The organism is Edaphocola aurantiacus (assembly GCF_019797745.1).
GTDB lineage: Bacteria > Bacteroidota > Bacteroidia > Chitinophagales > Chitinophagaceae > Edaphocola > Edaphocola aurantiacus.
Genome location: NZ_VOSI01000001.1, coordinates 478,078 through 491,733 on the forward strand (window position 1 = coordinate 478,078; position 13,656 = coordinate 491,733).

The following is a 13,656-nucleotide window of genomic DNA, read 5'->3' on the forward strand; positions in this document are numbered from 1 at the left end:
TACTATGCTTACCCTTAGCGATGAAATCCAATAATACGGGTAAACGTTATAAAGAAAGGCCGTCGTACAAGGGCTACCCCTGTATAACGGCCTGTAATGCGATATTAATATTATGATCGGTATATCTTAACTTCCGATACGGTGCTTCAGATCATTAACCTGGCGATTCCATAACTGTTGCTGATCTTTAATATCAGTCTTATCTGCAAAGTCAGTTACCTGCAAAATCGTTTCATTGGTTACATCGCTTTGGGTAATACGGAATTCAAAATATTCATCATCATCATAATAGTCCCAGCGAAAACGTACAAATTCGTTCTCTGCCATTTCAAGCAACTCCGCTTCGTCTTCTACACCCTTCCAGCTAAAGAAAAAAGATTGATCACGTTGATTCACCTCATCTGCAAACCACTCCTGGAGACCCGCTGGAGTTGACAAAAATTCATATAAAATACTAGGACTGCAACGTATTGGTATCTCTATAGTATATTGATTTTTTTTACTCATACAAAAAAATTAAACGCGAAAAATGTTTCTGCAATAAGAATAAAAAAAATGACATAAACAAGTCTTTCATTTATTTTTTTAATTTTTGGAACTTCTCTAACATTTTTTTGCACTGTGATATATTTTTTTTGGAATTACATTAACTAATCGTTAAATTTGGTATCGTAATATGTTAAAAATCCTTTAAATCACCCTTAAAACAGTTCTGTTATAAGATAAAAATATACACAATTATGTCAATGCGCCAGCTTAAAATCACCAAATCGATTACGAACAGGGAGAGTCAATCCCTGGAAAAATATCTGCAGGAAATCGGAAAGGTACAGCTCATTACTCCGGAGGAGGAAGTGCTGTTGGCTATCAGGATAAAGCAGGGCGACCAGAAAGCGCTGGAACGCCTTACCAAAGCCAATTTAAGATTTGTGGTTTCTGTTGCAAAACAGTATCAGAACCAGGGCCTTTCTTTAAGTGACCTGATCAATGAAGGTAATCTTGGTCTCATTAAAGCCGCGCAACGCTTTGATGAAACTAAAGGCTTTAAATTTATTTCCTATGCAGTATGGTGGATTCGTCAGTCTATCCTGCAATCACTGGCAGAACAAAGCCGTATCGTACGCCTGCCGCTGAACAAAGTAGGATTGACCAATAAAATAGGTAAAGCATATACTGCACTGGAGCAGGAATATGAAAGAGAACCATCTGCAGATGAGATCGCCACATTACTGGAGATCGACATCGAAGAGGTGGAAAGTACAATAGGTGTATCTACCCGCCACGTCAGCGTAGATGCCCCGTTCTCCGACACAGAAGATGGTAGCCTGCTGGATGTGCTGGCCAATGAAAATGCCTCATCTGTAGATAACGAGATCACTAACAAACAATCGCTGAAAACAGAGATTGACCGTACTTTAAATGTATTGTCAGACAAACAACGTACTGTTGTAAAAATGTATTTCGGTATCGGGTATGACCATGCAGTGTCACTGGAAGATATCGGCGCACATTTCGGACTGACCAGAGAGCGTGTAAGACAGATTAAGGATAAAGCAATCTGCAAATTGCAGACCAAAGAGCAATGCCACCTGTTAAAATATTTCCTGGGCTAAGTAGAGGATTTTATAAAAATTATTTTAACTTTAGCTTTTGATCCCCGTGGCGGGATCGATGTGGTATGATCAAATCCAAAAACATGAAAAGAATTAAATCTATATTATTAGCCGGCTTTGGTTTCTTTGCAATCGGTGGTATGGTATTAAGCAGCTCTTGTGAGCAGGACCCATGTACTACACTGCTGTGTCAGAACGGTGGTAGCTGTTCAGATGGTCTATGTCAATGCCCTACAGGATATGAAGGTGCAGAATGCGAGATTAAGACAGCAAGCCGCTTTGTAGGTAAGTACAGAGGTACAACCCGTTGTACACACGACAACGTAGTATTCCCTATTACTGCCGACAGCGTAGAGATTAAACTGGTACAGGATCCGAACAAGATCAGCCTGGTGATGTATGCAGGTAATACTTCCATTGCTGGTTTTGAAGGTACTGCCGACAATCCTAACACTACTTTCAATACCTTTAATAACGGTGTGGTGAGCATTCACCCGACGATCCAGATCGATGGTAACCTGATCTATGTATACCTGGAATCTCTGACACTGGCTTCCGGCGAAAGACAGCACTGTAAGTTTACCGGTGTGAAAGATACAGCTACAGCACAGTAAAATATCAATCTTTTTTATACCTAAGCGGGCAATTTCAATATTGCCCGCTTATTTTTTACATAATAATTACCGAATTTTGCAAGCTAAAATATACAAAGGTTATGGTCTCCGTACAATTTAAGGATTTAGGCAATATAGAATATGGCGATGCCTGGGATATGCAGGAGCGGATCATGAAGCAGGGACTGGACATTAAAGCAGAGCGGGTTTCTGCCCCGGAACTGGCTCAGGGCAAGGAAATAGGCCAGCACCTTTTTATCTGCGAGCACCCGCATGTGTACACATTGGGCAAAAGTGGTGCGCTGGAAAACCTGCTGATCAATAATCAGCATATGCAATCGCTGGGAGTAACCTTCTATAAAACCAATCGTGGCGGCGATATTACCTATCATGGTCCCGGCCAGATGGTAGCCTACCCTGTACTGGATCTGGAAGCCTTCAAAACCGATCTGGGCTGGTATATGCGCTCCCTGGAAGAAGTCGTGATCCGCACTATTGCAGAATACGGCATTACCGGCGCCAGACTGGAAGGTGCAACCGGCGTATGGATCGATGCAGACAACCCGGCAAAAGCCCGTAAAATATGTGCTATGGGTGTGCGTTGCAGCCGCTGGATCACTATTCACGGACTGGCGCTCAATATGAATACCGATCTTAACTTCTTTAACTTCATCGTGCCTTGCGGTATTACCGACAAGGGGGTCACCAGTATGCAGAAAGAGCTGAACGGACCTGTAGATGAGGTGGCTGTTAAACAGACCTTCCTGAAGCATTTTGAAGACATTTTCGGTGCGCAACTGCAAAACCAGAACTAATATTACCAGATGAATACTGCTTACCTGCTGATCGGAGGCAATGAGGGCAACCGTGAGGCTACATTATACCAATGCGTACAAATGCTGCGCCGCACAGTGGGGCATATCATAAACCTGTCTCCGCTATACGAAACGGCCTCCTGGGGCAAGGAAGAACTGCCACCGCACCTGAACCAGGCGATACAGCTGGAGACGGAGTTCGATGCCGCAACACTACTGACGCATGTACTGGAGATCGAGCATTTGCTGGGCCGCACCCGCAGCATACAATGGGGCAGCCGCAAAATCGATATTGACATCATTTTCTTCAACCAGGAAGTGATCCATACACCGGATTTGCAGATACCGCATCCGTGGATGCAACTGCGCCGCTTTGTACTGCAGCCACTGGCCGATATTGCAGCTGATTATATGCATCCGGTATCCGGGCTCAGTGTATCGGAATTACTAAAAACCTGTACAGATGACTTATCTGTACAGGTCTATATATCAGAAGATACGGAAGATAGTTTATTGTAAATGCTCTTCTATAATGAAGCGCGGACGGTGTTTCACCTCTTTATACATTTTGGCTACATACTCACCGATCAGCCCTATACACAGTAACTGTATACCACCAAGGAAATACATAGGTATTACGGTAGATGCCCAGCCAGTAGCCGTATGGTGCGTCATATAGGCCACCAGTGCGTAGATACTCAGTAAGATTGTAATTGCAAAAATGATAAAACCACAGAAGGTTACAAAGCGCAGCGGCTTTATGCTCAGGCTGGATATACCATTCCAGGCAAAAGACAGCATTTTACGCAGGTTATACTTACTCTCTCCGGCAAAGCGTTCACCACGCTTATAGTACACGCTGGTCTGGCGGAAACCGATCATGGGTACCATACCCCTCAGGTACAGGTTTGCTTCTTCAAAAGACTTGAAGGCATCCATAGCGCGGCGGCTCAGCAGGCGGTAATCAGCATGGTTATACACAGATTCTACCCCCATCACCGATAATAATTTATAAAAAGCCAGGGCTGTATTGCGTTTAAAGCGGGTATCGGTACTGCGGTCATCGCGTACGCCATACACAACATCATAGCCCTTAAGATAGGCCTGTATCATCTCCTCCATGGCATTAAGATCGTCCTGCAGATCAGCGTCGATAGAGATAATAATATCCGCATCATCGGCATGAAACAGACCGGCCAGCAAGGCATTCTGATGACCAAAATTGCGGGACAATTTCAATCCCTTAAAGTACTGATGTGAAGAGTACAGGCGGGCAATCTGCTCCCAGGTACGGTCTTTACTGCCATCGTCTGTAAACAATACATAACTGTTTGTGGCAATCAATTGTTTGCCTATATAATCATCCAGTAAAACCTTAAGCCTCTTCGAGGTTTCGGGCAATACTTCCTCTTCGTTATAACAAGGTATTACAATAGCCAGACGTGGGGGCATAGTATTCATTTGTGCGCAAAAGTATAAAATAAATTATACATACAGTAGTAGTTATACAAAGCATATACCGCTCCTGCTGTTTCATTGCACTAACGCAAAACACTGGAACTAAATTATGTAGAAAGATAAAACTCAAAATACCAAAAGTAGATATGCCTGCTCGCCTGCAATCATTCCCGTCCTTTCGAGCACAGCGGAGCCCCTTGCTGGCGCACCCGCCCCGCGTGTGTCTTTAATATTCGTTAACCAATCCGGCAGATAGCCGACAATTGAAATATGTTATTTTTAGACTCTAAACCAATATCTATGAGCCGAAAGTATAAGTTTCATAATGGCGATGGCATATACTTCGTCAGTTTTGCGATCGTTTACTGGATCGATCTGTTTACAAGAGAAGATTATAACCAATGTATTGTCAACAATCTTAATTTTTACATATCGAAAGGTATGGAGATTTTCGGCTGGTGTATTATGCCCAGTCATATACACCTTATCTTTCGGGACCCAAACGGCCAACCAGATCAGTTACTTGGTCGTTTTAAATCCTACACATCAAAATCACTACAACAGACCATTATTGAGCATCCGGGTGAAAGCCGCAGAGAATGGCTCTTATGGATGATGAAGCATGCAGCTGCCAATACAAGCAATGTTAGCAATCGTATGTTATGGCAACACCATAATAAGCCACTCGAGTTATTTAGTGCAGCTATTTTTGAACAAAAGATGCATTACCTGCATCAGAATCCTGTTGCAGCAGGTCATGTAACAGAAGCACATCACTGGAAGTATAGCAGCGCTATCGATTATTGTGGCGGTAAAGGATTTGTAAAGTTGATGGGGATATAACAGGCACACGCGAGGGCGCGTGCGCTAGCGGGACAAAATTGCCTGTTCTTAGTGCTCATGAGGAACACTAAGAACAGGCAATTCATTTTTATTATACTTTTGCTGGCGCACGCGCCCCGCGTGTGTCCACAATGCAATACACTAATTAATCCTGCAATACCTGTTCTGCAGCCCGCACCCTGGCTCTTATAGCGCTTAAAGTATCATCTATCAGCAGCTTGCCATCACGAAATACTTCTTTCAGTTCGCCGGTCTGTTCTTCTGCCCAGCTGACTTCATCCTGCAACTGGTATCGGCCATCTGTGCATACAATCTTCATCAGGCCTTTGGCCGATTTTTTGGTACCATCATCCGTAACCGGATCTTTATATATAGCCCGGCCTTCACCGTTTACTTCACCATAGGTAGCTTTCATTGCAAAACCAAAGGTATCGCGGGTATTATACTGGTAGGTAAAGGAACCTATACCTAACACCACATTGGTAGAAGCAAAGCCTTTAGCCTTCAGCCGCTCACAGATCTGTACCGCACGGTCCAGGGTAATGCTATCGCCATATATGGCACCTATCTGCGGCACCAGTTCTTTATATCCTTTATCATTCACCACACCGCCAAAGGTATCCCAGAGCAGCTCTATCACACCTTTGCGAACATGTGCCTCTGTTGCATCGGCTTTACCACAGAGAATATCAACCGGATCTCCGCTATCGGGGCGAATCACGACCTTACCTTCGCGGTCCAGGATCACCTGTTTTAATTGTGGCAGATAGTCCAGCAAGACTTTCCACAGGTCCCAGGTATCGGACACGATAGATACGATGCCGGAAGGGTATATTTCCGTAATGAGGCGCTTAAATGTATGCAGCTCTCCCTCTGTTGTGCCCATGCACATTACAGAGTGTTCGGTTGCGGCAACAGAGCCTCCGATCAGCTCCTGATCTGAATTGGCACCATAGTACTGCTCCAGAAAGTCTATAGCTGGTATGGTATCGGTACCAGAAAAGCTGAGCAGGTGTCCGCTACCGGAAAGTACAGCTGCTTCTATACCAGCCATACCCCGCATAGAGAAGTCATGCCCCTGCCAGTCCACAAAACCGGGTGCAGTAGAGGTCTCTGCGGCATAGCGATCCAGGATACGGCGGTAGGCGCGGGCTATAGTAGCCGAGGTACAGGGCATCCAGACTACAGAAGAGACTAATGTTTCAAAATAATTGGTGAGCCAGAAAAATTCCGGCAGTGTATTGTACATGGTAAACATCGGCACCCGGATTGGTACAGCTGCCCCTTCTGGCAGTGCTTTGATCACCATGGGTATATAGCCCAGGTCGTGCAGAGCGGCTATATGTTCAGTGCCTACGCTATTAGGGCCGAGATAATTATTGATCCTGCGGCTGTACTGTGCCACCACTTTATCTTTTGGCTGACCAAAGAAATCTCTTTCAAAATCCTCAAGAATATACTTCTTGATAAAATACTGCAGCCCGAAGAAGATAACCTCTTCTACCCCTTCGATACGGCTTTTGCGGGGTGTCCAGTTAGAATATACCAGCGTAGTACCTTCGGGATATTGTCTGCGGTGATCTACCTTATACCCATCTGTCATCAGTAAAGGATTCATATAGAATAATTTTATGCTTGAAGAATTATTGTTCGTTAAATGATTTGGCATTGCGGCCCCGCTCATCGGGGTACAATTGTGGTAAAGGATCGCTCTGCCAGAAGTCTTTGGTATCTGCATCTATCAGGCTCAGGCTGCCGTCAAATGCAGATCCCGTATCGACATTCCATACATTGATCGCTTTCATAGGTACACGCTGGTTATAGTTCAGTGTAGGGGTATGGCCGATATATATTTCGTGGTACAGCTTCAGCCGCTTAGGGTATAAGACGGAGTCCAGATCTACCCTTCTGTCCATAACCACAACCATTTCCCACAGCGTACGATCGGTATTAAAAACAGACTGATGTGCCTCATGATCTACACCATACTGTGCTGTGAATCCGGCATGGACAAACAGGCGATTATCCTGATCTATATAATAGGGTTTCATCCGTTCAAAGAACTCCAGGTGCTCCCGCTTTTCTGCATCACTCACCTGCTCATAGCTCTTTATCGTAGACAGTCCGCCGTTCTTGGCCCATACACTCATATCCACCTCGCCGCGCAGCCATTGTTCACATTTTACATCATGGTTGCCTTTGATAAAGATGCAATGCTGCAGTTTGCCGGCCGCCATCAGGAAGCGTACTACCTGTGCCGATTCGCTCCAACCATCTACATAATCGCCCAGGAATATGAGTGTATCGCTTCTTGTTACCGCTGCCCTGTCCATTAGCTGTTCCAGGGCCCGAAGTCCGCCATGTATATCGCCGATGACTAATGTTCTGCTCATAAGTTTACACTATTTTAAATCTTCGATCAGTTGTTGTGTAATCGTGCTTTGTGCCTGTTTAAATTGAGCTCCAATAAACACTTTTATTATTTCTATCGGCCCGACGATAGCCTCATTAAATTGCGTCAGCTCAGCAGCGGGTACCCACAATTCATTATGCATCTCTCCCCCCACATTTTCTACTTTGTACTTTATAAACTCCGACTCCACAATATCAAACCGGGTAACAAAGCCGAGATAATTCCCAAAAGCATCATCAGTATTCCATTGCGAAGCAATCTCACTGGCATATAATTCATTCAGTACCGGATAAAATATTGGTTGCCAATCTAGCCTCGGCGGAAATCGTTTAAATCCGCTTTTTGCAATTAACAGAAGTTCTTTTTCTCCAACAGGTCTGTATAAGGTTATCGTTTTCATAAAATATCTTTTAAGGCAATCTTTACCACCTGTTCATGACTGATGTCCCGGAAAGAATCTGTCGTAAATATCTTTTCATAATACTGTGCCAGCTCCTCTACCCCATGACTGAAAATGCCGTGAGATACCGCCAGGAACAGACGACCTACATGATGCTTACGCAGTTGCTGAGCCAGTCCGAGGAAGGTGCCGCCACCATCGCAGATATCATCTACCACCAGGAAGTCTTTACCCTTCAGGTCCTCTTCTGCGAACACTTCAAAGCCACTCAGCTTACCCGTTTTCACGTCTCTTCGCTTGCTGCACTCTACTACATTAATACCACCAAGATATTCAGAGAGCTTATAGATCTTTTTCAGTGCACCGCCATCAGGGGCTACCAGCTGTACCGGTGTAGTGATGTGCTCCAGTACCTTTGCTACGAACGCATGATTGGGTACAGCTACCACCCTGTCCAGCAGGGCAGGTGTCACTTCAGAATGTGGGTCGAATACCACTACTTTCTGTATACCCATACGGTTAATGATATCGGCATACACCTTTACGGACAGAGACTCTCCCGGAACCATAACCCTGTCCTGGCGGGCCGCAGGAAAATAAGGGATAATCAGTTTGCTGATTACCGCATCCATACGTTGTAAGGCATCTACAGCCAGGCAGAGCATACCCAGTGCTTCAAAAGAGTTCAGCCGATGTGTGATCGTTACTACAGTACCCGCAGGCACTTCAGTAATAATCCTGATATGCGGCTCTCCGCCGAAGAATATTTTGCGCTCTGCTGCTATTTCCGGTCCTGTTACCGGTCTGAATGTACTATCGAGATTAAATATCATATGCATTAGTTTGCGTAATTGTTACACAAATATAAAAACCTTTTTAATTAACTACCAAATTATTTAGCGTAATTTTTACGCAAACTTAATTTCAAAGGAGATTCCTTCTTTCTGAAGCTTCTGGTATTTACGTTTATTGAAGCGAAAAAGCATTGCCGGACGGCCGCTTTGCTGCTGTACCTTTTGCGTCGTTTCCTCAACTACACCCAGACTCAGTATTTTTTTTCGGAAGTTGCGCCGGTCTATAGCCTGATCCAGTATGGTTGCATACAATTGTTCCAGATCAGAAAATAAGAATTGCTCCGGCAGCAGGTCAAAGCCTACTGGCTGGTATTGTAGTTTAGACTGCAGTCGGGCCACTGCCATACGAATGATGTCTGCATGATCAAATGCCAGTGCCGGCAGTCCCTGTATCGGAAACCATTGTGCATCATCGGCATCAGTATCAGCTTTCAGTACCAGCCTGGAAGGGTTGACCAGGGCAAAATAAGCAACAGAGATGACCCGGAAACGGGGATCACGGTCTACCTGGTCTCCGAAGGTATATAACTGTTCCAGGAAGTTGACCGATATACCCGCCTCTTCCTGCAACTCGCGCACCACAGCTGTATCCAGCCCCTCATCATCTTTAACAAAGCCACCAGGCAGTGCCCATTGTCCTTTCAGCTCACCATACTTGCGCCGGATCAGCAATACCATAAGCTGGTTGTGGCTGTATCCAAACACGATGGCATCTACGGCTACTTTAATATTTTGTTTCATATACAAGACTTATGCGTATTGCATACACAAATATAATTGATCTGGCCGCATTCACCGGACAATTTACCGAAAAGGCACACAACTGTGTGACAATTAGTACCATTATCTATATCTTTGTGCCATGTATTCTTTAGCCGAAGAAAATTATCTCAAAGCTTTATACCTGATCGCCGGAGAATCGGGTGCTGTTAATGTCAATGACCTGAGTAAGCACCTGAATATTAAAATGCCTACGGTAAACAGTATGATGAAAAAGCTGTTTGAGAAAAAACTGGTAGAATACGAAAGTTACAAACCCATAAAACTGACCAAAGAAGGGAAAAAGCAGGCTGCGTTAATCATTCGCAAGCATCGCCTTACTGAAATGTTCCTGGTTGATAAAATGGGCTTCGGGTGGGAAGAAGTACATGAAATAGCAGAACAGATTGAACACCTGCACGCACCACTTTTTTTTGACCGGATGGACGCTATGCTCGGCTTTCCGAAAGCAGATCCGCACGGCTCTCCCATTCCTAATAAAAACGGGGAGATCGAGTGGCTGGCTTATATAAACCTGAGCGAATGCAAAGAAGGCGATAAGGTTGTATTAAGCGCTGTAACCCATTCTTCTGACGATTTTCTTAAATTTCTGAATACGAAGCAGATCAAACTTGGCGATTTCATTACCGTGCACCATATAGAACCTTATGATGGCAGTATGCAGCTGACCGTAGGCAGTAATGCACCGGAGACATTCAGCAAAGTGGTATGTGAAAAGCTTTTGGTCCGTCCTTAAGGCAAAATCATAATATTTTGTTATAAACACTTACTCAAAAAGTGTCGAATGTTCAATTTTACATTGAAAATCAATTCCTTACCCAAAACATTTCCTATTCAGGGATAAAATAAATTTGGTTGACATATCAACCAAATTTACCTTTGCGAAAATTTTTGCAAGCGTGAATAGTATTAAGAAAAATTTCCTGGAAGGCCTCGAGAATTCGTTTTTCGGGCAGCTCAGGAAAATATTGGTAGCCTCTCACAGGATGACCAGCAAGTTTATTTCCGAGTCCCAGATACCCATCCAGGTAGATCAGTTGCCGGTATTTATGGCGATCTATCTTCATGAGAATCTTTCTCAGCAAGAGGTAGCCAATACCCTGTGCAGAGATAAGGCTTCTGTAAAGAGAACCATCAGTAACCTGGAAAAAAACGGTCTGGTAACTATCAAACCCAATCCTGTAGACAAGCGTGCCAACCAGGTAAGCCTTACCAAAGAAGGAGAACATGCGGTACACCTGATCAATGAAGTGATCAACAAAGTAGATCATACGCTGCGTGAAATAGCGACTACCGATCTGGACCAGCTGACCAACTCCCTCAAAACCCTGGCCGATAATATGATTGCCGGCCTACCCGATTTACAGTACGATCATCATTGTCAACCTATCAAACATTCATAATTATACCCAATAAGATGAAGCTAACTTTCAAAACCTTACTCCTGGCAGCTACACTTGCCTCCGGAGCCGGCGCATATGCGCAAGAATCCTTTACACTGAAAGAGAGCATTGCATACGGACTGAAACATAACCGCAGCATTACGATCTATAATAATAACCGCCTGCAGGCAGAACAAAAAGCAAGAGAAGCACTCTCTACTTACCTGCCACAGGTAAATGTTAACGCGGGACTGGACGATAACCTGAAACTTCCGGTAACTGTTATTCCTGCCGGAACATTTGGCCCGGGTACTCCGGCCCAGAAGGTAAGCTTCGGTACCCAGTACAACTCTACACATAGTGTACAGCTGGACCAACCGATCTTCAACCAGGCAGCGATTACCGGTCTGAAAGCACGCAAGCCCAATATTGCAATGGCTGCGCTGAACGAAGAGCTGAACCGCCAGGGCGTGATATATAATATTGCTACTGCATATTATAAAATCATCATTACCCAAAAGCAGCTGGATCTGCTGGAGGATAATAAAGAGCGCATGGAAAAAACCTTAACGATCGCACAATTAAGAGCGAAAGAAGGGGTATCTAAAAAGATAGATGTAAAACAGGTACAGGTAAACCTGAACAATACGGAATCTCAGATCTCTGTAACCCGCAACTCTTATGAACTGGCGCTGAACACGCTGAAGTTCCACCTGGGTAAGGCGATGACAGAAGAGCTACTGCTGAGCGATACGGCCAAATGGCTGAATCCGAAAACCGTACTGGCCGGTGGTGCTCCTGGATTTGATTATAAGAAAACGATTGATTACCGACTGAATCAGACGCAACTGAGCCTGCTGGATATCAACCGTAAAAATATCCGTGACGGCCGCTACCCTACCCTTGCTTTTTATGCACGCTACGGGGCTAACGGATTCGGTAACAACGTTGGTGCAGCATATAGTTCATTATATGACTTCGCCGTGGTGGGATTGAAATTCAACTGGAGCCTGTTTACCGGTTTCAGAAGAGATGCCCAATACAAAATGGCGGATATCGATTACAGAAATGCAGAAGAAAACCTGAAACTGAGCGAAGAGCAACAAACGCTGACTTATCAGAATGCAGGTCTGGCTTATAACCGCGCGCAAAGCACTATCGTTACCAACAAGGCTAATATGGACCTGGCAAACGAAGTATATGCCAATGTATCGACCCAACATAAAGAAGGTATCGCTACACTGACTGATCTGCTGAATGCGGAAAACTCTTACCAGCAGGCACAGAATAACTATATACAATCACTGCTGGATTTTTACCTGGCCGAGATAGAACTGAAGAAGGCGAACGGAACCTTAGACGAATATTTTGAGCAACTATAATCAATACTTAAAACAAACAAAACAAATCATCATTTAATTATGAATAAGAGAATCATCCTTCCTGTACTCATCCTGATCGCAGTAGCTGTTGCGATCGGCTGGAAACTTTCTTCGAATAAAAAGAAAATAGACGACAAAAATAAGCCTGAGGTAAAGGCTGAAGTAGCTATTCCGGTTACAGTAGCCACTGTAGCAAAAGAAATGGTAACTGATGCACTGACCAAAACAGGTAACCTGATCCCTAACCGCGAAGCGGACATCATGGCGGTATCCGGTGGTAAACTGGTTTCAGTAAACTTCAACCTGGGTAGCTATGTGAGCCAGGGTGGTACTGTTGCTCAGGTAGACAGCCGTCAGCAAACGATCAACCTGAGACAGGCTGAGCTGACCAAAGCTAAAGCAGACAAAGACTTTACCCGTTACAAAAACCTGCTGGAAGGCGAAGCGGCTACTGAAGTAAACTACCAGGATGCTAAATACCAAAGAGACAATGCAACTACTCAGATCGAATTATTGAACAAGCAGATTGCGGATAATTCTATCAAAGCGCCAATCAGCGGACAAGTAGTAAGCAAACTGAAAGAACCAGGTGAGTATGTAAGCGCCGGTACCCCATTAGGTCATATCGTAGACATCTCTCAGCTGAAAGTAAATGTAATGGTGAGTGAAAATGATGCATACGGTTTAAAAATCGGTGATAAAGTAACCATCACTACTGATATATATAGCGGTCAGACCTTCAGCGGTACCATTACCTTCATCAGCAACCAGGGCGATGCTACGCATAACTACCCTGTTGAGATCCTGTTGCAAAACAACCGCAGCTATCCTTTAAAATCCGGAACTACTGTAAATGTAAACTTCAACAAGAAAGGCAGTGGTTATATGATGCTGATCCCGAGAACAGCACTGACTCAGGGTCTGAAAACACCTAAAGTATACGTAATTGAAAACAACAAAGCGGTACTGAAAGATGTATTAATCGGAAGAGAGATCGGTAACCAGGTTGAGGTGATGAGCGGACTGGACGAAGGTGCACAGGTAATCGTAAGCGGACAGATCAATATCAAGAACGGTTCATTGGTAAAAGCCGTAAAATAGA

The 13,656-nt window shown here is 44.3% G+C and carries 16 protein-coding genes; 9 read left to right on the forward strand and 7 right to left on the reverse strand.

What is annotated here, in order from left to right; genetic code table 11:
* Nucleotides 1–126 precede the first annotated feature (126 nt).
* A complete protein-coding gene (locus FTD44_RS02000; RefSeq protein ID WP_129020911.1) occupies nucleotides 127–507 on the reverse strand; it encodes an START-like domain-containing protein in 381 nt (126 codons plus the stop codon).
* A 239-nt stretch (nucleotides 508–746) separates the two neighbouring features.
* Here FTD44_RS02000 and FTD44_RS02005 point away from each other — a divergent pair, with 239 nt between their 5' ends.
* The 4 genes from FTD44_RS02005 to folK all read left to right on the forward strand — a co-directional run bounded on the left by FTD44_RS02005 (nucleotide 747) and on the right by folK (nucleotide 3,561).
* Complete coding sequence (locus FTD44_RS02005; RefSeq protein WP_129020910.1) at nucleotides 747–1,613, forward strand: sigma-70 family RNA polymerase sigma factor; 867 nt, start codon at nucleotides 747–749, stop codon at nucleotides 1,611–1,613.
* 83 nt (nucleotides 1,614–1,696) lie between these two features.
* Nucleotides 1,697–2,227, forward strand: coding sequence for a calcium-binding EGF-like domain-containing protein (locus FTD44_RS02010; protein WP_222164928.1), 531 nt, complete (start codon nucleotides 1,697–1,699; stop codon nucleotides 2,225–2,227).
* Nucleotides 2,228–2,328: 101 nt separating this feature from the next.
* Nucleotides 2,329–3,042, forward strand: a complete 714-nt coding sequence (gene lipB / locus FTD44_RS02015; protein WP_222164929.1) for a lipoyl(octanoyl) transferase LipB — start codon at nucleotides 2,329–2,331, stop codon at nucleotides 3,040–3,042.
* 9 nt (nucleotides 3,043–3,051) lie between these two features.
* A complete protein-coding gene (folK, locus tag FTD44_RS02020; protein ID WP_222164930.1) occupies nucleotides 3,052–3,561 on the forward strand; it encodes a 2-amino-4-hydroxy-6-hydroxymethyldihydropteridine diphosphokinase in 510 nt (169 codons plus the stop codon).
* Here folK and FTD44_RS02025 read toward each other — a convergent pair.
* Nucleotides 3,553–4,494 carry a glycosyltransferase family 2 protein gene (locus tag FTD44_RS02025; protein ID WP_222164931.1) on the reverse strand — a complete coding sequence of 314 codons (942 nt, stop codon included), beginning with the start codon at nucleotides 4,492–4,494 and terminating at the stop codon, nucleotides 3,553–3,555. The genes folK and FTD44_RS02025 overlap by 9 nt on opposite strands.
* Nucleotides 4,495–4,800: 306 nt before the next feature.
* Here FTD44_RS02025 and FTD44_RS02030 point away from each other — a divergent pair, with 306 nt between their 5' ends.
* Nucleotides 4,801–5,343 carry an REP-associated tyrosine transposase gene (locus tag FTD44_RS02030; protein ID WP_222164932.1) on the forward strand — a complete coding sequence of 181 codons (543 nt, stop codon included), beginning with the start codon at nucleotides 4,801–4,803 and terminating at the stop codon, nucleotides 5,341–5,343.
* A 145-nt stretch (nucleotides 5,344–5,488) separates the two neighbouring features.
* Here the strand turns inward: FTD44_RS02030 and FTD44_RS02035 are convergent, their stop codons facing one another.
* From FTD44_RS02035 to FTD44_RS02055, 5 genes are all read right to left on the reverse strand, one after another.
* On the reverse strand, nucleotides 5,489–6,961 hold the full coding sequence (locus FTD44_RS02035) for a nicotinate phosphoribosyltransferase (protein ID WP_222164933.1): 1,473 nt from the start codon (nucleotides 6,959–6,961) through the stop codon (nucleotides 5,489–5,491).
* A gap of 25 nt (nucleotides 6,962–6,986) precedes the next feature.
* On the reverse strand, nucleotides 6,987–7,736 hold the full coding sequence (locus FTD44_RS02040) for a metallophosphoesterase (RefSeq protein ID WP_222164934.1): 750 nt from the start codon (nucleotides 7,734–7,736) through the stop codon (nucleotides 6,987–6,989).
* A gap of 9 nt (nucleotides 7,737–7,745) precedes the next feature.
* Entirely contained in the window at nucleotides 7,746–8,156 is a 411-nt protein-coding gene (locus FTD44_RS02045; RefSeq protein WP_222164935.1) for an ADP-ribosylation/crystallin J1, read from the reverse strand.
* Nucleotides 8,153–8,989, reverse strand: coding sequence for a ribose-phosphate diphosphokinase (gene prs / locus FTD44_RS02050; protein WP_222164936.1), 837 nt, complete (start codon nucleotides 8,987–8,989; stop codon nucleotides 8,153–8,155). The genes FTD44_RS02045 and prs overlap by 4 nt, the downstream gene beginning before the upstream one ends.
* 75 nt (nucleotides 8,990–9,064) lie before the next feature.
* Nucleotides 9,065–9,751, reverse strand: coding sequence for an NUDIX hydrolase (locus FTD44_RS02055; protein ID WP_222164937.1), 687 nt, complete (start codon nucleotides 9,749–9,751; stop codon nucleotides 9,065–9,067).
* Between the two features lie 121 nt (nucleotides 9,752–9,872).
* Here FTD44_RS02055 and FTD44_RS02060 point away from each other — a divergent pair, with 121 nt between their 5' ends.
* The 4 genes from FTD44_RS02060 (at nucleotide 9,873) to FTD44_RS02075 (ending at nucleotide 13,655) form a co-directional block, all read left to right on the forward strand.
* On the forward strand, nucleotides 9,873–10,526 hold the full coding sequence (locus FTD44_RS02060; RefSeq protein ID WP_222164938.1) for a metal-dependent transcriptional regulator: 654 nt from the start codon (nucleotides 9,873–9,875) through the stop codon (nucleotides 10,524–10,526).
* A 163-nt stretch (nucleotides 10,527–10,689) separates the two neighbouring features.
* Complete coding sequence (locus FTD44_RS02065) at nucleotides 10,690–11,193, forward strand: MarR family winged helix-turn-helix transcriptional regulator (protein ID WP_222164939.1); 504 nt, start codon at nucleotides 10,690–10,692, stop codon at nucleotides 11,191–11,193.
* A gap of 14 nt (nucleotides 11,194–11,207) precedes the next feature.
* On the forward strand, nucleotides 11,208–12,554 hold the full coding sequence (locus FTD44_RS02070; protein ID WP_222164940.1) for a TolC family protein: 1,347 nt from the start codon (nucleotides 11,208–11,210) through the stop codon (nucleotides 12,552–12,554).
* Between the two features lie 39 nt (nucleotides 12,555–12,593).
* On the forward strand, nucleotides 12,594–13,655 hold the full coding sequence (locus FTD44_RS02075; protein ID WP_222164941.1) for an efflux RND transporter periplasmic adaptor subunit: 1,062 nt from the start codon (nucleotides 12,594–12,596) through the stop codon (nucleotides 13,653–13,655).
* Nucleotide 13,656: the final 1 nt, after the last annotated feature.